A 25,112-nucleotide genomic window follows, 5' to 3' on the forward strand; every position below is an offset into this window, starting at 1 on the left:
ATTTGTGATGAACATTTAACTGTCAACTATCATCTGTCAATTGTCAACTATTAAATATATTTCTTATTACTTCGCGGTCATCAAAATGATGTTTCACACCTTTTACTTCCTGATAATCTTCGTGTCCCTTGCCGGCAACAAGGATCACATCGCCTTTCTTCGCCAACATGGCTGCCGTTTTGATGGCTTGCATGCGGTCGGTGATACAGAGCGTACGTTCCATATCCGCCTTGCTTAGTCCGGCCACCATATCGTTGATGATATCGTCCGGTTCCTCAAAACGAGGATTATCAGAAGTCAGGATGACCTGGTCGCTCAGCTTGGCGGCTTCCTTTGCCATCAACGGACGTTTGCCTTTGTCACGGTTTCCTCCGGCACCCACCACGGTGATGATGCGGCCTCTGCCATTCAGTACCTCATCGATACCGTTCAACACATTCGTCAAAGCATCCGGCGTATGGGCGTAATCGACAATAGCCGTATAACCCTTCGGAGACTGTATCGTTTCAAAGCGGCCGGAAACCGAATGAAGCGTGCTTAACACAATCAGCGTCTCTTCCGGGTCTTTGCCCAAAGAAACGGCAGCCCCGTAAACAGCCAGCAGGTTGTAAGCATTGAATCGGCCTACAAAGTGGACAACCACCTCACGGCCGTTAATAATCATCTCGGTTCCTTCAAAGTGCGATTCAAGAATCTTTCCTTTGAAGTCAGCCAATGTGCGCAATGAATAGGTCAGCTTCTTTGCTGCCGTATTCTGAAGCATTACCAGGCCTGATTTGTCGTCGGCATTCGTCAGTGCGAAAGCATCAGCTGGCAGGTCGTCGAAGAATTTCTTCTTGGCTTTCAGATAATTCTCTACTGTTTTATGATAATCCAGATGGTCACGTGTCAGGTTGGTAAAAATACCACCGTCGAACGAAAGACCACTGATACGTTTCTGGTCGATCGAATGGGAACTGACTTCCATAAAAGCATATTCGCATCCGGCTTCCACCATCCGTGCCATCAGGCTGTGAAGGGTGATCGGGTCGGGTGTCGTATGATCGGTCGGAATCGCTTCGCCATCAATGTAATTGCATACAGTTGAAAGCAGGCCTACCTTATGTCCCATCTTACGGAACATTTCATATAATAAGGTAGCGATAGTCGTCTTGCCGTTCGTTCCGGTAACGCCCACCAGCGTCAGTTTATCCGAAGGATTGTCATACCAGGTCGAAACCAATTTACCCAATGCATCCGCCGAATCTTTCACCCGGATGAAAATGACATTTCTCCCGGAAGGATTTCCATTTTCTTCCGAAAGGGATGGAATTTCCTCGCAGACTACCGCTACGGCACCTTTGGCAATGGCTCCGTCGATATAAGCGTGACCGTCGACTGCCGTGCCTCTTACCGCCACGAACAAAAAGCCGTCTTCCACCTTACGGGAATCAGACTGGATACCTGCGATTTTTACATCATCTGTTCCTACGACTTCCAGTACATCCAACGTATGAATCAATTTCTTCAGTTCCATATTCTATCTGTTTACGGAGAGGTCCGGAAACCTCCCCTTTCTATTATCTTAATGTTAAGCGAATGGACTGTCCTTTGGCTATCCGTGTACCTGCTCCCATCGACTGGGCGGAAACACGTCCCATTCCATCCAATACAACACGCAAACCGGCACTTTCAAGCAGGAAAACCGCATCTTTAGCGCCCATTCCAATCACATTCGGCACCAGGCCTTCACGGATTGCCAGGTCACGCAGATGAAGTTCTTCTTCGCCTTCTTCACGCTTTGCGACAACCCATTTTGTCTCCAGGCTGTCTGTATTTGCACTGACATCGAGTTTATCCAATACATTTTCCAGTGCCTCCAAATTCCCGTTCTTTGCAGCCGGCAATATCACGGCTAATGAATCGCGCTCCATATCACGCACATCAAACGACATATGGCTGGCATATACTTTCTCGGCAATGGCTTTTACCACGCCCCCGGACATCGTTCCACCGGACGGATAACCGATACGCGGACGGCGGATAACGACAATACAGGAATATTTCGGCTCGTCGGCCGGAAAATATCCGCAGAAAGCAACCTGGTGCCCGCTTGTACGGTAAACACCGCCCGAAGCAATCTGCGCCGTACCTGTTTTTCCGGCTATACGGATGATATCCGAATGAACGGCTTTACCGGTTCCTTTCTCTACTACGCCCAGCAACATATCTTTGATAATCTCCAATGTTTTGTCTGAACAGATAGACGATTTCAACACCTCTGTTGAGAAACTCTGCACCGTCTTTCCGTTGTGCATAATCTCTTTAGTAAACATCGGGCGCACCATCTTTCCCTCGTTTGCAATGGCATTGAAGAATGTCAGCGTATAGATAGGCGGTATCTGCGTTTCATATCCGAAAGACATCCAGGGCAATGTTGTCTTCGACCAGTACAAGGCGGTATCGTTCGGCATACGAATCTTGGCACGTCCGGCTCCCGGGATTTCCAGGTTCAGCGGAATAGTCAAGCCCAGCTTATACAAACCTTCCACATATTTGGTCGGGTTCTTTTCGTACCCTTTCAGAATAATCTTCGCCACACCGATATTCGAAGAATACCAGATAGCCTGCTCCGCCGAGATACGACCGTAACCGCCTTTATTCATATTATGGTCGGTCATACGGGCACCTTTATACATATAAATACCTTTGCCCACATCCACCGTATCGCTTGGCTGGCAGATTCCGTCTTCCAAAGCGACCATCATAGAGGCGACTTTGAAGGTCGAACCCGGCTCTATCTCATCCGCTACTGCATGGTTCTTGGTTTCAGCATAAGCGCCTTCACGGATACGGCCCATATTGGTTATCGCTTTCACCTCGCCTGTCGCCACTTCCATGACAACGGCTGTTCCGGATTCGGCGTCGATCTTCTTCAACATATCGACCAATGACTTCTCGGTTATATCCTGGATATTGATATCGATCGTAGTCCGGATATCCATGCCATCGACCGGCTCTATCTCAACAACATTCGTCCATCCGCCACCAACACGACGAACCGAACTCACTCCGGGTTCACCCCGAAGCAAAGAGTCGTACTGCAACTCCAACCCGTTCTTTCCTTTGGTCACCCCTCCGGCTTCAATCTCACCGTAAATATCTCCGATAGTACGGGATGCCAATGTCCCAAAGGGTTTCTGGCGTTGCACCATTTCCTTCGTATAGAATCCACTCTTATAACGGCTCAAACGGAGAAACGGGAATTTCTTCATCTCTTTCAGGTCGGTATAAGAAGCACGCCCCTCATAAACGGGATACTGACGGCTTTTGCTATTCAGTCCGCGAAGCAGATGCGCCTTATAACCGGCCGGCGTACGGTTCTTAAATTTACGTGACAGATAAACGGAAAGTGAATCCACCCCGTTCACCTTCGAATTCCGGAACGTATCGACAGAAAATCCGTCAGCACGGAAATCGATATAGGTATAATAACGAGGCACACTGGTAGCCATCAGCTTTCCATCGGAAGAATAGATGTTTCCGCGTCCGGGTAATATCAGACGGTTCGGGCGTTTCTGGCTTTCGGCCACCTTCTCCCATTTCTCCTTCTCCACAAAAGCTGTATCAAACGTGCGAAACAATATGCCCACTGCTATAAGCCCCAATAATAGCACGACAAGAAAGTAACAGAATAATATACGGTTACTTTTCGGGGCGATTTCTATTGGTTCATTCTCTTCTGCCATATTTATTTGTATAATTCATACGGCGGAGTTTTGGCTCCTTCCAGTTCAATACCTTGTTCTTCAATCAATAATTCTACTTGCGACTGACGGCTGTTGCCCGTCAGTTCCGATGAAATAGACAATGCCTCGAAACGAATGTCGCGCAAACGTTGTTGCAGGCGGTCGATCTCCCTTAGTTTCTGCATGCAGGTGTAGCGGTTGCCGATGAAGAAAAATATCATTATCACAACAAGCACAATCATTCTTGTGTGTTTAACGATAAAATCCTCGTTCAGGATACCACCGCCCAGCACATACAAAAGAGAAAGACGTTTCTCTTTTTTCTTTGACTTTTTACGTTGTTGTTTTTCCTCCATAACTCCCTTTTTAATTGAAAATTATACGAACGCGAACCTAATTTTCAATTCTCTTTTTTTCCTTTCTTCTCCGCTATTCTTAATTTGGCGCTTCTCGAACGGGGATTTCTTTCAATCTCCTCGTCGGAAGGCACAATTACTTTATTATTTACCATACGAAATGGCGTTTGTACATTTCCGAAAAAGTCTTGTTCGCTTTTTCCTTCAAAATTTCCTGTTTTCAGGAAGTTCTTTACCAGCCTGTCTTCCAGAGAATGGTAAGTGATTACAACCAAACGTCCGCCGGGCTTTAAGACCTGGAGGGTTTGTTGCAGCATTTCTTTCAGGGCACGCATTTCGTCGTTCACTTCGATACGAAGGGCCTGGAATGCCTGTGCCAGGAACTTTTTCTCTTTGTCTTTTCCGGTAAAGGGTTTAACCAGTTCCAGAAAGTCTCCGATTGTTTCTATCTTTTTGTTTTCACGTGTCCGGACAATCAATGAGGCTAGCCTGCGGGCAACTTTCAGTTCGCCGTAAAGGTAAAAGACGTCGGCCAATGCTTCTTCCGTATAGTTGTTTACGATATCGGCAGCCGTCTGGCCGGCACGGGTGTTCATACGCATATCCAGCGCTCCGTCGAAACGGAAAGAGAAACCACGGTCTTTATCATCGAAATGATGAGAGGAAACGCCCAGGTCGGCCAATAGCCCGTCCACTTCGCCGTCTACGCCATGATAACGCATAAAATTATACAAATAACGGAAATTACTGCGAACAAACACAAAACGGGAGTCATCAGGAATATTATGTTCGGCGTCGGCATCCTGGTCAAATCCGTAAAGTTCGCCATCGCTATCCATCCGTTTCAGGATTTCGCGTGAATGTCCGCCACCTCCGAAGGTCACATCCACGTAGATACCCCCTTCTTGAATATTCAGGCCTTTCACGCTTTCATCGAGCATCACCGGTACATGATAGCTAGTCTCTTTCTCTTCCATTTTCTGTTTTACACGTTAAACTTTCCCTTAAACAAAAGCACCCTACTTCGTTGGCAACGGGCACTTTACTATATTTGTGGGTAAAATTAAACATTTATCAAATTACCTTCCAAGAAATATATGAGAAAAGTACAAAAAAGTTATCAACAGGTGGGGGAGACCTACTTTTCTCTTGATAGAAAAGTAGACAAAAGATCAAGGCTGCCCCCAAACAATAGTGTGATTCTGCAATGGAACAAACAGGGAGATAAATACAATTTCCTCCCAAGAAACCGGAGTTTCCTCGGGAGGAAATCAGAGTTCCCTGCCCAGGGAATTGTAGTTTCCCAGGCAGGGAACGCCAGTTTCCAAAGCAGGGAACTACGAGGAAACTGTAATAGATTAGTAATCAGTCTAGTTTAACAGAAACGATTTCTCCTTCTTTTATGGCTTTATGTAATAGTGTCTTCCCCTCGGATTTGACAGTAACTAACTGTTTTCCATTCTCACGGAGCACTTCGATATCGAATGTTGTATTAAATGCTTTTATTTTACGCAGGTTCATACTGTTCCATTCCGACGGCAAACGGGGAGTAAAAGTGAAGGATTTCAGTCCTGTCGGACGAATACCGAACATTCCTTCCGTGATGATACGCCCATATAATCCGCTTTCTGCAGAAAGATGGCGCTGACTTCCTTCCGGCCAGGCTTCGATAGCATAAGGCACGTGATCACCTAACAGGCGTTGATTGGAATAGAATTTCAGATATTCTGTTGCCTTCGCGGTTGCCCCGCAGGCATATACGCCTCTTAAAGCATAAAGGGTGGAACGGTCCCAGAATGTTTCACTTCCTGCCTGGGTCAACAAACCGTTCTCCGTCCACAGGCGGGGAGAGAACAGGGCATTGATCGTACCTTCTTTGCGGTCAAAGATTCCAACAGTCAGAGGAATACAAATCCAGGAACGAAGGACATCGTTTCCTTCATAATATTGATACGTGTCAAAGCCTTCGACTTTGGCTCCGAAATAGTTTTCCATATTTTCCCGAAGGTCTCTTGCCTGTTTTTCATAAGCACTCAATACAGAAAAAGGCTTCTTCAAATCTTTTCCCAGATAGACAGCCGAGCGCAACGCATCGTAATACAATGAAGAGGTACAAAGATTGGCTTTTCCGGCAGGAAAACGTCCTTCCAGTTCATCTGAATCAGAGGCGACCACTCCTTTATCATTCAGGTTACGATGGCAATACTCCAGACACCATTCAATCAGAGGCCACAACTCTTCGGCTTCCGCCTTGCCACCTCTTGCCAGGGCATAACGGGAAGCTCCGTAAGCGACCATTGCCGCATCGCCACGGTCACCGGCCCCACCCCAAACATCAATACCTTCTGCGATGATTGAACTCGGTATCTTTTCATACTCCGGATTCATGAAACGGGCAAAATGTTTAAACGAATTAAGGGCCGAGCCATTTCCGGCTCCATATCCGAGATAAGGAAAGAAGGGATTGATATATTCGGCCTGGTCGTTTGCCCAGATAGCGGCATAATATGACTCACCGCCAGGACCGTGCATCAATCCGCCTTTGGTATCGTAAATACTTTCAGCACCACGTATTTTGGCAAAGGCAAACATGGTATTGACAACTGGGTCCGGTGTTTCGAGAATCAGGTTATTCCAAAAGCCTGCAATCAGTTCCTTCCGCTCCTGAAGTTCCTTTTCCACATCAGGTTTCAATTCTGCTTCACCGTTTTTATAGCCGGTGATAGCAGCATAAAAAACAAGTTCTTCTTTCGGCTGAAGCTGTTTGGTTGCTGCCCCGATAATTTCCGAGACTAATTTATAACTGCCGTCCACTCCTTTTTCCGGGTCTGTGTTAATCACGGCACGCGATTCGGGCACTTCCACCGTAAGAGGCGAACTACCTGTATTCCGAAGGATATACTTTTCATAAACGGCCGGTTTCGCCACCGCCGGGAAAATGATGCGTGTCAGTTCAGCTTCTGCATTACGAGGCAGGCCAATAGTACTCTCTACCGTCATTTTCCCATCCAGCGTAATCTTATTCACCTTTTCTCCGGATAACGATTGTCCGTTCACCGACACCATATCCGTTGCATTCCAAGCAAAACGGCGCATCAGGCTGGCATGTGTATTGTTCGGGATAGTGCGCAACATGGGCCAAACCATACTTTTATTCAGTTCAAAAGAACCGTCGGCATTCACCCCGTAACGAAGCACAGTCGAAACTTTCAGCCCGCTCATCTCAATATGGTCATAATGAGGGATACGGTCTTTGACATTCCAGGAGATACTGCCGTCGGGGTTGATCGACCAACGGTTTTGAGCGGAAAGAGTTCCGCCACAAACAAGAGTCCAGAATAAAAACACAAATAAAAACTTCTTCATGATACTTTATTATATAAATGGTTATTCACACATTACTTTTATTATAATTCCATTACTAATCAGAGTAACGAACATCCTTCACCGTTACAGATTCAGTATTTTTCATGTAAACAGGATGCGGACATCCCGAAATATCATTGTTGATGATCCGAACACTCTTCGCGTCTTCAACCGATATAGCATGTTCATTTACCGCTTCAATAATATTATTCCGAATAAGAATATTATTGTTTAAAAAACCCGTATTCTCTCTTATACCGGATACAGATATACTGATTCCGGATGAAGCTCCCTGAGTTCCTTGTGCATAACCACAACCGGAAATCCAGTTATTTTCAATCAACACATTCTCCACCGGACCACTTTCACGCCAACCAGCCTCAGCTCCTAATTGAATAGCCGTTCCAGTACTATTCTGTATTACATTTTTATTGATAAGAACATTCCTGCTTTTTATCAAAAATGCCCTTGCCAAGTGACTCTTCACTGTATTATTCGTAATCCGAACAGAGGGACGACGTGTAATATTTGTCATATAATAAAGATCCGGAGAACCGATAAGCCAGTCTTTATTCAATGTCACACTCACCCTCCAGTCTACAGTAGACGTATCTACCTGCTCCACTATAAAATGTTCTTTCTCCATCAAATTACTCCTATTCACAACCAACAAAGTATCACCAACGTCCGGATAATCCAATGATAAAGCATGAAGGTCTGCATTTTGTATTTTTATTTCTACAGATCTTTTTGTTTGGGGAACAATTGTATAATAATAATTATGAATATTTGTGCAATCGTCTCCCTGCCCTCCAAATTTACAATTTTCTATCACAATTTCTCCTTTACAACTAGTAAAATGTGTTGCATCCGTATTAGTTGAAATAATCATACCAGCTTCCGGAATCACTTGCAGATTCTCTAAAGTTATATTTTCCGACAGATGTCCGACAACTCCCATACCCGGCTGACTATGAATCTTAACTCCTTCAATATAAATATCAGACGATTCCTTTATCATAATTGCAGGACGATAATGCCCGGAATGACGCAATACACAGAAATCACCTGTAGAAGGTCTGAAATCAGTATAAATCCGGATCATGTCTTTCGAAAGCAACTCTTTTCCGGAAACTCTGCCACCAGTATATAATCTCTCTCTCATAGCATCCACATAATGAACTCTGCCTGTTACATCTTTATCCAAATAAAAATACCGTTCAGGATCGATCTGCATATCAAAGCTACCTTCATTCAATTTAGTTATCTTCCCCACCGTATTAGGCGGCCTCCGATAAACAATACTCAAACCTTTTATTGTTACCTCCCGGGCCTTATCTATCGAAACAACTTCATACCATCCCTCCAATAATAATATAGCACCTTCCGCTTCCACAACCAGATTCTCCGCTCCAAACAAATCCAATGCTTTCACATAAGGGGCATCCGGTTTAAATAAGCGACCTTGTACATTATCTCCATATACTCCGCTTATAGCCTCTCGCTCAATCTGTAATGCCAGTGAATCCCTGAAATTATACAGACCTGGCGGAAAAAACAAGACGGTAGATTTATTATCCCTACAATATTCACAAGCTTTACGAATATTCTCCGAATCATCAAGCCCATCATCCGGTATTGCTCCAAAATCCAATACACTGATCCGTTGTCCTGACTCTGCATAACAATACAACCAAGAATGGAATAAGATGATAAATAAATATATTAATCTCTTCATTTTAACTCAATTTCTATTCTGTCAAATCATATTATAGATACAAAAAAGCACTCTTAAAGAATAATCGCTTAGCTTTATTCCAAAAGAGTGCTTCTTACATATGGTTACAGCTACTTAGTAAAACTTGTAATCACCAATCTCCATTGCTTTTTATTCTTATTATCGGCCGCAGTCACCTCATAGACCATATCTGATTGAGAAAAATCTCCAACTTTCCCCAATACCGGAGCAGAACCTACAGGCGCAATCGATGCTGCAGTTGAAATAGTTGCATATCCTATTAATTTGGATAAGGAAACCTGATTTCTTACTTCTTCCGTAAATGTTCCGGAAACTTTAGGCACTGTAATAGCACATTCAATAAGTCCTTCTGCCTGATTGATTTTCGTCTGTGCAGTCAATGTTTTTACTTGTAACTTCTCGCTAATACCCTCCTGTATAGTCCAGCGATATTCAAAATTGAATGCCGTTACTTCCGCCTCTGTATAAACAGGCAGATCATCATCTAATCCTGCCGTCAGACACGATGACAAACAGATACACAAGAAAGAGAGCAATACGTACTTAATTAATATCAGTTGTTTCATATTCAATAAATTCTAATATATTCATAATTATTCCCAACCCGGATTCTGATCATCCGACAACTTTTCATTCAGAATTGTTTCATTTTTGGGTATCGGTAAAAAGTATCTTCTGGTTGTAAATTTTCTATCATTAGACGGACCTACAACCGGAACCGGTATGATCTCAAAACTTTTGCCATCAGCCGCAATCTCTATTGCTGTCGGAGGTGTATTAAGTTCTTCAATTTCATCCAATCCGTCTTCTTTTCCCCAACGGAGTAAAGACCAATATCTATCTTCTTCCTGCACCAGTTCAACACGGCGTTCCTGTTTATAATATTTCCAGGCTTGATCAAAGGAAAGAGCTGTCGACAAAGCTGGTAACTTTCCATGAGTCATTCTAACCTTATTTATATATTCAATTGCTGTAGTTGTTTCCCCCAGTCTCAACAAAGCTTCCGCATAGTCTAGATACGAACGTCCCAGACGCAAATGAATCAAATGCCAGTCTGTCGGCACGCCAGCAATGACTGATTTATCCTGATAGAGGTTCTTAATATATAAATAACCTGTTTTTGTCATATGACGGTCTTTCTCCTTATTATTCAAATAATACAAGTTTCCACCAACACGTGTTGTAATGATTGAATTAAAATATTTGACTGAGTCGTAAGCTATCGTTGAATAAAAGCGGGCATCGCGGTTCCTATAGATTGCATTACTTACATAATCGACATTCGGTTTGAAATTCTTATAGTAAGATGTTTCATCCCATGTTTTAGCATTCCCGTCGGCATCAACCACCTCATAAGCGTCAACCAAATCCTGAGACGGAGATTTATCATGCCACCCCTCAAAGTTTTCCACAGGCCATACAGCAGCCACCTCTTCCGGTATTTTTCCAGCTCCCTGGTTAGGGACAATAGATTGCATCCATGTTCCTGACATCTTTGTCGTCTCTGATAAATAATAAGTGGCCAGAATCACCTCTTTCGAACTTAACCCGGTAGAATAATCATTGAACAGTTTTCCATAATCGCTTTCCAAAGAATAAATACCCAATGCAAACAAGTCTTCACACGCTTTTTTTGCTTGCTGATAATAGTCCCTTTTCTCATTAGAATCTGTTAAAAAAGCTGCTCCCTGCAAACAAACAGCTGCTTTTAAAGCATACGCTGCACCTTTTGTCAAAGCACCAGCAGATGCAGTCACCGGCAATCCTTCCGCAGCTTCAGTCAGATCATTAATAATAAAATCATAAGTTTCTTTTATCGTTTTCGAACGAGGAAACATAAGGTCGTCATCCGGAGTCAGTACGCGATCAACGATCATCAAGCGTCCAAACAATCTGGCACGAGTATAATAAACAATACTACGGAGCATTTTAGCCTGTGCGATCAGAGGTTCCTTATCCGCTTCTTTTATATCTTCGGAAGCAGTAACCTTCTCTATAATCAGATTGCACCGGCGGATTTCACCGAATTTGTTCCAACCATAATCATTGGCATTCGTCATCAACTCGCGAACTGTTCTGACAGCAGCGCTCATCTCTGTGTTGACAACTGAATTATCACTCCAGTCATCTGCATTCTCCGTCAGCAACTTGGATACATATAAAGTCCCGTTAATAAAAGTCTGTGCTCCTTCTGCAGATCTCCACACCTTATCTTCTGAAAATTTATCCAATGGAGATTTATCCAGATCATCTGCACATGAGGCAAACAAAAGAATAAAAGTCGATAAAATTGCTATATATTTCATATTTGTTTCTTTTTAAAATCCAACATTTAATGCAACTGAGAATGTCTGTTGAACAGGATATCCCTGTCCGCTACCATCCACAACTTCAGGATCGAAATAATCTTTCACACCAGAGATAGTAAAGAGATTGGTCCCCATTACCGATAATTTCAATTTACTAATCGCATTCACATTCCTCAACAATATATTCTTGAAATCGTATCCGAACTGCAGACTCTTCAAACGGAAATAACTTGCATTTTTAATCCAGAAATCAGAAGACTGCGTATTGTTCGAACTATTAATATTCTGATAAGAAGAAGCACGGGGATAAGCCGCATCCGCATTTTCCGGAGTCCAGAAATCCAGCTGATACTTATAATTCATCTCCATAGTATTACCACCTTTCATCAAACCGCTTAATTCAACATAACGCGGTCCTGTACCCTGAAATAGTCCATACAAGAAAAAGCCTTTGTAATCCAAATTGAAATCAAAGCCATAGTTAAATGACGGGAAGAACGGTTTACCGATTCTCACTTGGTCTTCCGAATCAATTTTACCATCACCATTTACATCAATATAAGCCAGATCACCCGGTTTCAATTCCGTAGCACTCAGGAAACGAGGATTATCAAGGACATCTGCTGCACTTTGATAGATACCACTTGACTGATACGCATTTCCATAATAATTCTTTTGATGGGTTGAACGCTTTTTAGGGTTTTTCAAAGTGGCTTCCGATTCACTTTCATTTACTTCCCACAACTCATCATAAGTCGTAAAATTGAAACCCAGATCATAATTCAAATGACCGACTTTATTCTTATATCTTACCATTGCTTCATAACCAGCCCGCCGATGGATACTATTCGATTTCACTTGTGGAAGATCTTTTCCCAATGTAGTTGTATAACGATTCTGAGGAGAGATCAAGTATCCTTTCGTCTTATAATAATAATAATCGAAAGTAAAATTCAAATGATTGTTCAGGAACGCCATATCAAAACCAATATCAAATACATCTTTTGTATACCAACTCAAAGCATTCGACACCAGATTCCCTTCTGTAAAACCTGGAACAAACTCACCTCCTACAACGGCAGATTGAGAGTTATATGAATAAGTAGGAATATAACCAAAACGAGCAACTCCGGTTTCCAACCCCACTTGTCCATAAGAAGCTCTGATTTTAAAGAAATCAATAATCTGCTTATCCTTCAATGTCTTCATAAAGCCTTCTTCCGAAACAACCCATGCAACAGCACCTGATGGGAAAAATCCCCAACGCTGATCTCTTGCGAAATTATCAGAACCATCATAACGGAAGTTTCCCTCCAACAGGTACTTATCAGCATAATTATATCTCAAACGTCCCACATACCCAATACGTGCTCCCTCCTGAGCCGTTCCGGTGTTCTGCTGTGTAGATGCGTCTCCGGCAAACAACTGGTCGAAATCATTTGAAATAAAGCCATTTCTCGATGCACTGAATTCTTCATTTGTCGTATTATAATAGCTATACACTCCCTGGACTTCGAGGAAGTGTCGATCAAAAGCACGACTATATTCCACACTAGCCTCCAATGTATTATTACGCCACCAGCTATTTGTCAGTGACATTTCAGATGGGGCAGCCTCCTTCAATACCCCGGAAGGAGAATATTGGGGAGCACTGGATTTAAAATACTTTTCATTATAATTAGAATAGCGGGAGTTAGCCAAAATTTTAAACTTTAACCCTTTATCCCAAGGTAACGTCCAGGTTGCATAAAGTTGTGTGTTTAATATATTATCCGAAACCCGGTCATATCCCGATTCTTTATCCAGCCAGGCCAATGGATGAACAGAGAAAGCACTGTAAGTCCCGTCAGGATTGTAAGCCACGTCTATTGGTTTGTTATACGCCAATAAGTTTCTCCAAATCTGTGACTGACCATATGGATTCGGATTTCTCTTTTCCAAAATTGCATCCAGATTCAGCCCCACTTCCAAACCGATATTATCAAAAGAGGAAGAAACATTACTTCTGATATTATAGCGTTTAAAAGTATTGTTATGGGACTGCTTAAATAAAGATTCCTGATTTAAATAACCCAGAGAAGTATAATATTTCACACCATTTTTAGATTTACCCGACATAGACAGGTTATGCCGCATCTGAGGTGCAAAATTATTGATTGCCATTTTCAGCCAGTCATTATCCGGATAATTAGCCGGATCAGAATGGTTCAACACTTTATTGACCACATCTTCCGAGTACATGGCATAAGCTCCACGACCATCATATTCAGCCGCTTTATTGGCTGCCGTTACATATTCAACAGCATTGACCCGGTCCGGAATAATGGTCGGTCTGCTCCAATCAAAACCTGCAGTATAATCAATATTGATCTTTTCACTATTTCCTCTCTTAGTAGTGACAAGAACGATACCGTTACCAGCCTGAGCACCATATACAGCTGTTGCACTCGCATCTTTCAATACTGATATTGATTCAATATCAGAAGAAGTCAAAGCATTAAAGTCCAATGGTTCACGAATAATACCATCAATGATATAAAGAGGAGTACCACCACCGCGGATAGAAATTGTAGGAACTGTTCCACCTGGTTCTCCTCCTGTTTGCTGAACAATTACACCGGCAGCACGTCCCTGCAACGCAGCAGATGTACTTGTATATGGCAGTTCGTCTATCTTATCTGTTTTTACACTAGTTACTGAACTTACCGTTTTTCTGGTTGATGTCGAGCCATAACCAACAACGATCACTTCATCCAATTGACTGTGGCTTTCTTTTAAAACGACCTGTATTGCAGATTGATTAGTCACAGCTATTTCTTTGGATTCATATCCTATATAAGAAATAACCAATGTTGCCTTTTCAGGAACTGTTATACTAAATTTACCATTGACATCAGTAATCCCTCCTAGTGTCGGATCATTCTTTACTATAATATTAGCACCAATGATTGGTTCTCCATTCTCATCAGTCACTATCCCGGTCACAATCCGTTCATTACTAACCAAAGCGAATAATCCACTTTTACTTAATACAATCTGACGATCGCTAATAGTATAATGTATATCTGTATTTTTCAGTATATTATTCAGAATATCCGAAATGCTACTTTCATTAACAGAAACATTCACTCTTTGTCCCACGTTTACAACGTCTTTATTATACAAAAAGCGGAATTCTGTTTTTTCCTCTATCTTATTCAATACATCTTCAATAGAAACATTTTTCATTTTGAGCGTCAATGAAGTTGATTGAGAATAAGATACCGAGGCAAAAACTTGCGTTAGACTTAAAGCTATAAATAACAAGCATAATCTCATAACTCGAAAAATTTTAATGGCAAAACTTAGCCTTTCGATTTTTTTATCCGAAATGGAATTCATACATTTGTTTGTTTAGTTAGAAAAATAAGGTTGACTAAAAACTTTTAAACAGCTAAACAATCAAAGGAAAGGTCTCGCACACCTTTCCTTTTTATTTAAAGCTGCTTACTCATTGATCTTAATAATTGACTACTTCATAGGCATCAGATTTTTATAGTGAACAAATAATAATTATCTTTTCATACATAACTAAGACGTCTCAGCTGTTTTTTACCACAACTGAAAAGTCATTTTTTTTATTTAAAATCAGATTTTCTTTATTCGGAAGATAAAAAGGTGATATTTTTCATCACCTTTTTCTTTTATACACTTCTATTGTTTGCTTCTCATATGCATTATTCCGGTCCTTCACCCTCTTATTCTGCTTGAAATGCAGAGGAGCACTCATTTCAAGTAAACGCAATATTTCATCCAACGATTCATATTCAAAAGTAGCACGATAAGGTGCATTAGCTAAAGAAGGATCTTTTAATTCTATATTCACATTAAAAGTTAATCCCAGGCGCTTAAAGACATACGATAATGGGTCATCCCTGAATATCATCAGTCCGTCTTTCCAGGCATACCACTTATAAGGATCAGTCTTTGCAATAAGACATTGTTTCGTGAGATTATTAAAGGAAGCTCGTTCTCCCGGAACCATAGCAACAGGTGAAGAGTTTCCGAAAGCGACATCTATCTTTCCGTTAACCATAGTAACAGCAGTAATAGAATCACTTCCATAGGCCTCCACATTAAAAGCCGTACCGGTAGCCCGGAGAGTTATCTGACCGGTTTTTACGATAAAAGGATTTTCTTTATCCGAATGCACTTCAAAATATCCTTCGCCACTCAAGAAAACATCCCGCTCGCCTTTCCGGAAAGTTAAGGGATATTTCAGGGTACTTCCACCATTCAGCCAGACATTCGTTCCATCCGGCAGACGGACTTCAGAGAAAGTACCGTGAGGTGATTTCACTTCCTGATACTCTATCTCATCATACACCCCATTATCCTTCTCTAAAAATAAATAAGTACAGATGATCAACAAAGGGATGACAAGGACAGCAGCCATACGTTGCCAATAGATAATTAATGTACGGGCGATATTCCTCCTTGTGGTTGCGATATTTGCTAAAACTTTTTTCTCGGCTTCAAATACATGAATCTCAGAGGGGGTAAAAGCGGGGTGCATCACCTGCCATATATTACGCATTTCCTGATAATATCGGTCATTATCAGGAGATTGCTTCACCCAATCATCCAGTTTACGGCGTTCTTCTGCCGTTGCTTTACCGGATAGATAAGCTGTGATAATAGGTTGTATTTGATCTTTGTCTGTCATTTTTTCTCTTTTATAGTATTTAAGACGTCCGGGGAATCATTTCCCACATGGTTTATAACTTTTTTTAGGGAATACCTATTGAAAGCAATAGCATAAAGAAATCTTTCAAATATTTCCGTAATAATTCCAAAGTCTTACTGACACGGACTTCAACAGTCCGCTCCGATACATTCAGCTTTTCTGCTATTTCCCTGTATTTCAATCCTTCAAAGCGATTCAGCTCAAAAGCTTCCCTATACAACTCCGGCACCTGTTCCAAGGCATGACGCAAATGGTCATGCAAATCTGAATACAAGACATAATTTTCCGTATCGTAAGAATCAAGTACTGTATTTTCATACTCCGTCTCATACTGACGGACAATTTCAAGATGACGAAATTCATCAAAACAACTGTTACGGACAGCCTTCAACAAATAAGATTTCAAAGAAGTTTCAATCTGTATGTTTTTCCTCTCGTTCCAAAGTTTTAAAAAGATTGATTGAACAATGTCTTCACAAGAATCTTTGTCTTTTATAAAATTCCCGCAGAACAATACAAGATCGGTATAATAGGTCTGAAACAATAATGAGAAAGCCTCTTTGCTGTCTTGCTTCAAAGCAGACAAAACAAAGTACTCTTGTTGTTTATCCAGTTTTCCCATATCGATTTCAAGTATTAACACTATTTCCTGGCAGCTAAATTAATTACATTTTTTCATTTTCAACCTATTTTATCATGCAAAACAACTGCAACCAACAAAGCCTCTACGACACAAGATCGCAGAGGCTGTTTTTTTCTGTATTCCTTCCTCACGGGAGAAATTACAGTAAGAACTTTATTTTATTACTTAATATTAATAACCACTTGTTCGCCTATCACAGGGTAGTTGATGGATAGTAGAGGCGTAGCGTACTACGTCTCTACCCCAACTCGTGGAAATTTTAGAATTTATTTCTGTTTAAAATTATTCTTATTTTACGATTGCCTTAACAGCAGCTTCGCCTTCAACAGCTACTACAACTACACCTGCAGGAACAGAGATTGTAGCTTCGCTAGAAGAGATTACAGTGTTAGCAATTGTCTGACCAAGAACGTTGCTGATAGTAACAGTCTTGCCAGCAGCACCCTTGATAACAACAGCACCTTCTGTTGCAGTTACACTGATAGTAGATACTTCAGGAGCGATTGCATCTGTTGCAATGTCATCTTTAGAACCCGGTTCTACATTGAAGATCAAAGCATCATCACCACCTGTAATAACTTCGTTAAATGTAGAAGCATTAGCATCAGACATTACCAGACAACCATTCTGCATCTTCAACCAAGAAGCTTTAGAAGGAGCAATAACATCAGCAGCATTCAACGGCAGTGATTCGAACAAGAATGAACGATTCGGTTCTTCGATTTCTTCTACTGCAGCATCAGTATCTACATAACGGAATGACCAAGTATATGCTTTGTGTGCATCACCTCTCAGGTTCTTGATATAATATCCATTACCATTGCGATCTTTTGCACCACCATCGGCAATATATTTATCATTAGCTTTCTTGATTGCAGACAAATCAATATCTTTTGTTGCAATGCCAGCGAATTGACCAATCAACAGATACAAGCTATCACCAACGTGAACACCGTCAACGAAACCTACACGAGAATATTTACCCCAATTGTAATCTTTTGCAATTGCATTATTAGAGTTATTTGCAGCTACTGAATCTACAAAGTTAACCAAATAGTGACCTCTTACGTGACCAGGTACTGTATAAACTTTATCATGGATACATTGTTCAGGAGCATCTTTACCTGCTTCAATCAAAGCCTGACAAACCGGACAACGTTCAACAATTGTAATAGTAGGAGCTGTTTCGCTAGCCAGAGAAACCAAATATTGAGGTTTGATATAGCCTCTACTTCCTGCACGTTCTACCCATGCAGTATCAACGATGAATGATAAACCATCTTTTGCTTTATCAGCAGCATCAATTCCTAAGAATTGGATACCTTCAACCATGAAGTTTTTATTAGCTTCAAGTTGCAGATACTCATTACGATATCTTTCGAAGAAACGCAATGTGTCAGTAGCATCACCTGCAACACCTTCCAAAGCAGAATTGAAACGACGATACAACGGAGCATTGTCTACTTCTACAGTAAAGGCAGAAGTACGAGTTTCTGTCATTACTTGTCTCTTCAGATATTTGTTGTTTTCATCAACACCTACTTTACGCAGAGAATCCGGAGCCATCTTATAAGCAGTATCAACCAATGCATAATAAATAGTACCTTCTACATTGTTGTTAGCTTTGAAGAAGAATTTAGCAATCTGAGCATTAGTTGCATTTGAAACAGCGATTCTGTTTTCACCTGCTTCTACAACCATTTTGTCAGATCCCTTAGACTTCATTGTATAAGCCTGACGAACCAATTGAGACAAACCAGATACATTACCTTTGTAACCATAGTTAGCAGCATCACCTGTTGCTTTCAGCACATAATTATCTTTAGCACCTACATAAATTACAGAGTCACCGCTCTTCATTGCACCCATATACAGATCGTCAGATGCAAAAGAAGTCCAGTATTTCAACTTGTAAGAAGTCACAGTCAAAGAGTCTTTATCCAAGAATCTATAACCCAGATATTTATTACTCATGATTGCAGATGTAGCTTTCTGGAAACCTGCCTTATCAGTATCTGCTTCACCAACTGTTTTAACTACAACCTGTACAGCTTCACCATTGATAACAGCATCAGCATTGTCTTTCAATTGCAAACTTGCAGCTACAGTACCTTTTTCTTTACCAAACTCACGGTTGATGATAGAAATCGGAGAATTGTCTTTCTTACTAGTGTGTTCAACTACCCACTGGAATGAAGGCATATCCCAAGGATTTACATTAGCTTCCAAAGAAACCCAATGATAAGTAGAATCTTCGTGGATAGGCATTGCCAGATATTTACCAGCTTTATTCTTGATCAAATACAAACCTTCTGCGATAGTAGTTTCATGTTTTTGAGCCGGTTCTCCGCAAGTTCCAAGATTAAACTTAATCTCAGTTTCTTTCTTGCCATAGATAGTTACAATGCGAATATCATCAGCACTAACCAAATCCTGAATTGTTACATAGTTCTTATCATCTTCGCTTACTCCTGTAACACTTACATTTCCATCAACAGTCAAAGCATTTACAAAATCATTAGCAAAACCATCTTCGTCTGCATCATAAGTAGCTTGTTTAACCTGAATTACCAAGCTATCGATAGAAGGCCAATAAGTAAATGTAAACTTAGACTGATCATCAATATCTGTGCCTAATTCTTCATCGGTTGTATTAAAACCTAAGAATCTTTCACCGTTGTTATTAACATAAGCAGTATCTACATATACATATTTTTCATCCTCTTTATTCAAGATACGAACCCAAGTATCATCACCCTCTATCTCTTCTGCCAAGAACGGAGCGTCAGTAAAATAGTTCACTTGAGAAGTTTTGTTCTTATTCGGATCAAAAGTCAACTGAACACCTTCTGTAGCTTCCTGAGTTCCCAAGATTGTATTAATCTGAGAAGCAGTAAGAGTCATAGGAGCTGCTTCTACTAAAGTAAATTTGAGAGCATCATAGTTATTCTCTTCTTCTGCTGCAAATTTCTTTAAATTCACATAGTTATTACCGGCAGCATCAGTTGCAGTACTTGCATTTAATGCAACAACAGTATTTGCATCAACATAATAATACAAAGGTCTCCCTGATTGCAAAGGGTTAATAGCATTTGAGAAAGCCCAACCGCCAATAGCACCACCAACTTCCAAATCAGCAGTAGTACCATTTACAGCAACACCAGTCAAATAATCTTCAGAAACTTCCAAAACCTCACCGTTAGCCTTATTTCTGAATTCAAATTTAATTGCTTGCCCTTGATTGTAAGATTGAACTTCAACACACCACAGTGTATTTAAAGTCAAATCGCCCGGAGTTGTAAGCAATTTCAAACTGTCATTTTCGATAGCCAGGAATTTATCGCCAGCTTGCAACTGATACAAACCAGTGTTTACTCCCAAGTCTAAGGAAGGAATACCAGCTGCATTTCCCGAAAATGAACCAATAGCTAACAAAGCGCTAGCTACCAAAGTAGTAAACTTTTTGTTCATAATAAATAATTTAATATTAATACTAAAGTGTAATAAGTCCAATTCACAATAGAAACGTTCCACTCCCCAAAAAATGGCGAGTTTAAACGTTCCTTTTATCTCGTCACAATATTTTTTTCTTACCTTTCTTTTTGAAGATGTTTTTACATTGTTTGCTATTCTTATCAAAGCAATAGCAATAGACAGATAAAAAATATCTTCAAAACGAAAGGTATGAAAAAAACTGGCGAGATAAAAGGAACGTTTTATTTCGCCACGGCTTTTTCTCAATCGCCACTTTATTAATCAACCAATTACACTCTATTTTTTCACACATTTTTTACTCAATAATATTAATGTACGGGCGTACATTAATATATAACTATATAGCTTTTCTTTCAGCACTTTACAACACATACCCAATAATCCTACTAGAACTAAGAAAAAGTACCGAATAATTAATTCTTTATATCAGGAGATTTATTACCTTTGGTACGGACTTTTAAATATGAAAGGAACACATTACAGAAAAGTAAAGCATTCCTTACATATTTGTATTCCTAACCTTACATTTATGAAAAGAAATTGTTTCATAAATAAGATTAGGGAGAAAAATCCTTAATAGTCATGACGTTAAACCTTAAACATCAGGAGGAATATGAGTATTGAATACGACTTATTTGCCAATCCCCCCAGGAATGGGGAAGAGAAGCCGACGTTACATGCCAGAGCTATCAATATCCAGACCGTCAATACCAACGAACTGGCGCGGATGATCGAGAGCATGAGCACTTTCACGACAGCCGATATCAAAGGGGCAATCAAGGCAATCAGCGATCGGTTGTACTTCTGTCTCAGTAATAGCCAGAGTGTACATCTGGAAGGGATCGGTACGTTTTCAGTAACGCTGAGATGCAAGCAGCAGGTGGAAAACAAAAAAGACATACGCTCGGCATCCATTGAGTTTAAGAACGTGGAGTTCCGTGCTGATCCGGAGTTGAAGAAACGTTTCCGGGGCGTTCGTATCGAACGGCGGGAAGGGACCAGCGAGAAAAAAAATTACAATGCCGATATCCGGCAGAAACGTATCCTGTGGTATATAAAAAACTATGGGACAATCAACCTGACGGTTGCTGCCAGCCTGAACCAATGCACGCGGCAAAAGACTAAAAAAGATCTGGAACAGCTGCTTGAAGACAATCAGATACAAAAGAGCTGGTGCGGAAAACGAGCTTTCTACACCAGGCGTTCGCCCCAACAACCAACAGCCGGCCCGTTACCTAACGACCCTACGGAATAATATGGAACTATACACCGCTATCAAAATACCCAAGCCTCCTTTCCGGCTTTCCTGGCAGGAACGCATCTTACTGCTCGGTTCCTGTTTTGCGGAAAATATCGGGGCGAAACTGGCTGAGAACAAGTTCAATGTCGATATTAATCCGTTCGGAACACTGTATAATCCGGCATCCATCGCTGCCGCATTGCGAATGCTGCTACATCCGGAGCGGTTTACAGCAAATGATTTATTCCGGCACGAAGGCGTATATCATAGTTTTACGCACCACAGCCGTTTCTCTTCCACCTCGGAGACAGAGTGCCTGGAAAAGATTAACGACAGATTGTTTGCCTCGGCACAAGAAATCAGGAAAACCGGATATATGGTGATCACACTGGGGACTGCCTATGTCTACCGGTTGAAAAGTTCCGGCCAGGTGGTAGCAAACTGCCATAAGCTACCGGAGAAAATGTTTGACCGCTCGATGCTATCCGTGGCGGAGATTGTGTCGGAATGGAAGGAGTTGTTGCTCTCCTTATGGGAGCAATGCCCGGACCTGAAGATACTTTTCACCGTCAGTCCGATACGCCACTGGAAGGACGGGGCACATGGCAATCAACTCAGTAAGGCCACTTTGCTACTGGCAGCCGATACGCTCCAGATGGCCTATCCGGAACGGATCGCTTACTTCCCCGCCTACGAAATCATGATGGATGAGCTGCGCGATTACCGCTTCTATGCAACCGATATGCTGCATCCTTCGGAACTCGCTGTTGATTATATTTGGCAACGTTTTACAGAAAATTTCTTATCCGATGAAACGAAAGGCTTCCTTAAAGAATGGGCAGAGATCCAAAAGGCTATTAATCATCGCCCGTTTCAACCCGAAAGTGAAGCCTATAAACGCTTCATCTCGCAAACTTTGTTAAAGATGGAACGAATTAACGAGAAATTTCCTTCCTTTGATAGTACAAAAGAGATGGAAATAATAAAGTCTAAACTAATGTAAAGAATGGAATACTCAATAAAAGAAATCGTCAGAATTATCGGTGCGCAGGCAAATAACTTGCAGGATAGCACCATCAGCATTTTGCTGACTGACAGTCGCCGGCTTTCTTTTCCGGAACAAAGTCTCTTCTTTGCCCTTAAGACAAAGACCAACGACGGACACAGATATATAAAGGAACTCTACAAACTGCGCGTCCGCAATTTTGTAGTGAGCGAAATGCTTCCGGAGTTCGAATCGCTCGGAGAAGCAAATTTCCTGGTGGTAAAAGATACGTTGAAAGCTCTTCAGAAACTGGCTACCCATCACCGGAAACAGTTCAATATCCCGGTGATCGGCATTACAGGCAGTAACGGGAAAACGATTGTAAAGGAGTTCCTTTATCAACTATTGCACAAGGAATTCAACATTGTCCGCTCGCCGCGCAGTTACAATTCACAGTTGGGCGTGCCGCTGTCCGTCTGGCAAATAAGCGACAAGAATACGCTGGGAATCTTTGAAGCCGGCATTTCCCAACCGGATGAGATGGAAAACCTGCGCCCGATCATTTCACCGACTATCGGTGTTATTACCAATATCGGAGAAGCACATCAGGAAAATTTCATTTCTACCACGCAGAAATGCCTGGAGAAACTGACTTTGTTCAATGAATGCGAAGCCATTATATATGACGGGGATGATGCGTTTATATCCAACTGTATCGAATCGGCCTGCCTTTCACATAAGGCGATTGCCTGGAGCCGGACAGACTCGGATGCACCGCTTTATATCGAAAAGATCGAAAAGAAAGAGAAGGAAACAGTCATCCTTTGCACACTGCTCGGGCTGACTCAGAAATATGTCATTCCTTTCACCGATGATGCTTCCATTGAAAATGTGATCCATTGCCTGGCAGTAATGCTTTATCTGAAGCCGACCAGCGTAAATGATGCAAATAAATTTGCCAGGTTGGAGCCTGTCGCTATGCGTCTGGACGTGAAACAAGGCATCAACAATTGCATGCTGATCAACGACACATACAACTCGGATATCAACTCGCTGGATATCGCCCTCGACTTCCAGCAGAGCCGTCATGTGGACAAGAACCTGAAATGTACGTTGATCCTCTCCGATATCCTGCAATCAGGCACCTTGCCCAAGTCGCTTTACAAAAAGGTTGCCGACCTGGTTCGCCGTAAAAACATCGACCGGATTATCGGTATCGGACGGGATCTGAAAGAATATGGCAGTGCATTCGATATCGAAAAGGAATTTTACCTCAGCACGGATGAATTTCTCAAATCACCGACATTCAAGAAGTTCAAAGACGAACTGATCCTGATAAAAGGCTCACGCCACTTCCACTTCGAACGTATCTCCGAGTTACTGGAAAAGAAAGTGCATGAAACGATCCTCGAAGTAAACCTGGACGCGGTTGTGCATAACTTCAACTATTACCGTTCGAAACTGAAACCGGAAACCAAGATGGTTTGTATGGTAAAAGCGTTCGGATACGGGGCAGGTTCATACGAACTGGCTAAAACATTACAGGAACATCGTTGCGATTACCTGGCCGTCGCCGTTGCCGATGAAGGGGCGGAACTCCGTAAAGAGGGCATCTCAATCCCTATTATCGTAATGAATCCGGAATTCAGCAGTTTCAATGTCTTGTTTGAAAACAATCTGGAGCCGGAGATATATAGCTTCCGCCTGCTGGATGCCATGATAAAGGAAACGGAACGACGGGGGATCACCTCCTACCCGATCCATATCAAGATAGACACGGGAATGCACCGCCTGGGATTCCAACCGGATGACGTCCCGGCGATCTGTGAACGGTTGAAAGAACAAAGTGGCGTAACGGCACGTTCTGTATTCTCCCATCTGGTGGGAAGCGACTCATCCATCTTCGATGATTTCACAAAGAAACAACTGAATACATTTACCCAGGCGGCTGCCGAACTGGAAAACGGCCTGGAATATAAAGTCATCAAACATATCCTGAACTCTGCCGGAATCGAACGTTTCACGGACTATCAGATGGATATGGTCCGCCTGGGAATCGGACTATACGGTGTAAGTGCTTCCGGCATAAAAGGCCTGCGCAATGTCAGTACCCTGCGTACCACCATCCTTCAGATACAACATGTCCCGGCTGGCGACTCCATCGGTTACAGCCGCCGTACTTATGTGGACCGTGATTCGCGCATCGCCATTATCCCGATCGGTTATGCCGACGGCCTGGACCGTCATTTCAGTAACCGGGGAGGCGAAGTCTCCATCAACGGAAAACGCTGTCCGATCGTCGGAAATATCTGTATGGATGCCTGCATGATCGACGTGACCGACACAGACGCCCAGGAAGGCGACCCAGTCATCGTCTTCGGCGAAGAACTTCCGGTAAGCGAACTGTCCGACAAACTGAAAACTATACCTTACGAGATACTGACCTCAGTTTCTCCACGGGTAAAAAGAGTTTATTACAGGGAATAATTTTCCGACAAATAACAG

At 41.9% G+C, this 25,112-nt stretch carries 15 protein-coding genes; 3 read left to right on the forward strand and 12 right to left on the reverse strand.

The window, feature by feature from the left end; translation table 11 throughout:
- Positions 1 to 43: 43 nt before the first annotated feature.
- The 12 genes from C825_RS26600 to C825_RS26655 all read right to left on the reverse strand — a co-directional run bounded on the left by C825_RS26600 (position 44) and on the right by C825_RS26655 (position 20,628).
- The gene (locus C825_RS26600) at positions 44 to 1,516 is read right to left on the reverse strand and encodes a UDP-N-acetylmuramoyl-L-alanyl-D-glutamate--2,6-diaminopimelate ligase (protein ID WP_010800798.1); all 1,473 of its coding nucleotides are present in this window, start codon (positions 1,514 to 1,516) and stop codon (positions 44 to 46) included.
- Positions 1,517 to 1,559: 43 nt separating this feature from the next.
- A complete protein-coding gene (locus C825_RS26605) occupies positions 1,560 to 3,728 on the reverse strand; it encodes a PASTA domain-containing penicillin-binding protein (RefSeq protein ID WP_010800799.1) in 2,169 nt (722 codons plus the stop codon).
- A 2-nt stretch (positions 3,729 to 3,730) separates the two neighbouring features.
- A complete protein-coding gene (locus C825_RS26610) occupies positions 3,731 to 4,084 on the reverse strand; it encodes an FtsL-like putative cell division protein (protein WP_009859918.1) in 354 nt (117 codons plus the stop codon).
- A 44-nt stretch (positions 4,085 to 4,128) separates the two neighbouring features.
- The gene (gene rsmH, locus C825_RS26615) at positions 4,129 to 5,061 is read right to left on the reverse strand and encodes a 16S rRNA (cytosine(1402)-N(4))-methyltransferase RsmH (protein ID WP_009859919.1); all 933 of its coding nucleotides are present in this window, start codon (positions 5,059 to 5,061) and stop codon (positions 4,129 to 4,131) included.
- Positions 5,062 to 5,449: 388 nt separating this feature from the next.
- Entirely contained in the window at positions 5,450 to 7,450 is a 2,001-nt protein-coding gene (locus C825_RS26620) for a glucosidase family protein (RefSeq protein WP_010800800.1), read from the reverse strand.
- Between the two features lie 55 nt (positions 7,451 to 7,505).
- The gene (locus C825_RS26625) at positions 7,506 to 9,188 is read right to left on the reverse strand and encodes a right-handed parallel beta-helix repeat-containing protein (RefSeq protein ID WP_010800801.1); all 1,683 of its coding nucleotides are present in this window, start codon (positions 9,186 to 9,188) and stop codon (positions 7,506 to 7,508) included.
- 110 nt (positions 9,189 to 9,298) lie between these two features.
- Positions 9,299 to 9,775, reverse strand: coding sequence for a DUF5018-related domain-containing protein (locus C825_RS26630; protein WP_009859922.1), 477 nt, complete (start codon positions 9,773 to 9,775; stop codon positions 9,299 to 9,301).
- Between the two features lie 27 nt (positions 9,776 to 9,802).
- Positions 9,803 to 11,515 (reverse strand): RagB/SusD family nutrient uptake outer membrane protein, encoded by a 1,713-nt coding sequence (locus tag C825_RS26635; RefSeq protein WP_010800802.1) that lies wholly within the window; start codon positions 11,513 to 11,515, stop codon positions 9,803 to 9,805.
- 12 nt (positions 11,516 to 11,527) lie between these two features.
- Positions 11,528 to 14,746: a TonB-dependent receptor gene (locus tag C825_RS26640; RefSeq protein ID WP_228100118.1), complete on the reverse strand. Its 3,219-nt coding sequence runs from the start codon at positions 14,744 to 14,746 to the stop codon at positions 11,528 to 11,530.
- A 442-nt stretch (positions 14,747 to 15,188) separates the two neighbouring features.
- Positions 15,189 to 16,223: a FecR family protein gene (locus C825_RS26645; RefSeq protein ID WP_010800804.1), complete on the reverse strand. Its 1,035-nt coding sequence runs from the start codon at positions 16,221 to 16,223 to the stop codon at positions 15,189 to 15,191.
- Between the two features lie 64 nt (positions 16,224 to 16,287).
- On the reverse strand, positions 16,288 to 16,866 hold the full coding sequence (locus C825_RS26650; RefSeq protein ID WP_010800805.1) for an RNA polymerase sigma-70 factor: 579 nt from the start codon (positions 16,864 to 16,866) through the stop codon (positions 16,288 to 16,290).
- Between the two features lie 309 nt (positions 16,867 to 17,175).
- Complete coding sequence (locus C825_RS26655; RefSeq protein WP_250690622.1) at positions 17,176 to 20,628, reverse strand: DUF6383 domain-containing protein; 3,453 nt, start codon at positions 20,626 to 20,628, stop codon at positions 17,176 to 17,178.
- Positions 20,629 to 20,995: 367 nt separating this feature from the next.
- Between C825_RS26655 and C825_RS26660 the strand changes: the two genes are divergently transcribed.
- From C825_RS26660 to C825_RS26670, 3 genes are read left to right on the forward strand one after another with little or no spacing between them, the layout of a single operon-like run.
- Positions 20,996 to 21,637, forward strand: a complete 642-nt coding sequence (locus C825_RS26660; protein ID WP_009859928.1) for an HU family DNA-binding protein — start codon at positions 20,996 to 20,998, stop codon at positions 21,635 to 21,637.
- Position 21,638: 1 nt separating this feature from the next.
- Positions 21,639 to 22,625, forward strand: a complete 987-nt coding sequence (locus C825_RS26665; protein WP_010800807.1) for a GSCFA domain-containing protein — start codon at positions 21,639 to 21,641, stop codon at positions 22,623 to 22,625.
- Positions 22,626 to 22,628: 3 nt separating this feature from the next.
- The gene (locus C825_RS26670; RefSeq protein ID WP_009859930.1) at positions 22,629 to 25,094 is read left to right on the forward strand and encodes a bifunctional UDP-N-acetylmuramoyl-tripeptide:D-alanyl-D-alanine ligase/alanine racemase; all 2,466 of its coding nucleotides are present in this window, start codon (positions 22,629 to 22,631) and stop codon (positions 25,092 to 25,094) included.
- Positions 25,095 to 25,112: the final 18 nt, after the last annotated feature.

The sequence above is a fragment of the Parabacteroides sp. ASF519 genome (assembly GCF_000364265.2).
Classification (GTDB): Bacteria; Bacteroidota; Bacteroidia; order Bacteroidales; family Tannerellaceae; genus Parabacteroides; species Parabacteroides goldsteinii.

Coding starts and splice junctions, on each gene's coding strand:
- C825_RS26600 (WP_010800798.1), bottom strand. CDS start 1,516: ATGGAACTGAAGAAATTGATTCATACGTTGGATGTACTGGAAGTCGTA.
- C825_RS26605 (WP_010800799.1), bottom strand. CDS start 3,728: ATGGCAGAAGAGAATGAACCAATAGAAATCGCCCCGAAAAGTAACCGT.
- C825_RS26610 (WP_009859918.1), bottom strand. CDS start 4,084: ATGGAGGAAAAACAACAACGTAAAAAGTCAAAGAAAAAAGAGAAACGT.
- rsmH (WP_009859919.1), bottom strand. CDS start 5,061: ATGGAAGAGAAAGAGACTAGCTATCATGTACCGGTGATGCTCGATGAA.
- C825_RS26620 (WP_010800800.1), bottom strand. CDS start 7,450: ATGAAGAAGTTTTTATTTGTGTTTTTATTCTGGACTCTTGTTTGTGGC.
- C825_RS26625 (WP_010800801.1), bottom strand. CDS start 9,188: ATGAAGAGATTAATATATTTATTTATCATCTTATTCCATTCTTGGTTG.
- C825_RS26630 (WP_009859922.1), bottom strand. CDS start 9,775: ATGAAACAACTGATATTAATTAAGTACGTATTGCTCTCTTTCTTGTGT.
- C825_RS26635 (WP_010800802.1), bottom strand. CDS start 11,515: ATGAAATATATAGCAATTTTATCGACTTTTATTCTTTTGTTTGCCTCA.
- C825_RS26640 (WP_228100118.1), bottom strand. CDS start 14,746: ATGAAAAATGTTTCTATTGAAGATGTATTGAATAAGATAGAGGAAAAA.
- C825_RS26645 (WP_010800804.1), bottom strand. CDS start 16,223: ATGACAGACAAAGATCAAATACAACCTATTATCACAGCTTATCTATCC.
- C825_RS26650 (WP_010800805.1), bottom strand. CDS start 16,866: ATGGGAAAACTGGATAAACAACAAGAGTACTTTGTTTTGTCTGCTTTG.
- C825_RS26660 (WP_009859928.1), top strand. CDS start 20,996: ATGAGTATTGAATACGACTTATTTGCCAATCCCCCCAGGAATGGGGAA.
- C825_RS26665 (WP_010800807.1), top strand. CDS start 21,639: ATGGAACTATACACCGCTATCAAAATACCCAAGCCTCCTTTCCGGCTT.
- C825_RS26670 (WP_009859930.1), top strand. CDS start 22,629: ATGGAATACTCAATAAAAGAAATCGTCAGAATTATCGGTGCGCAGGCA.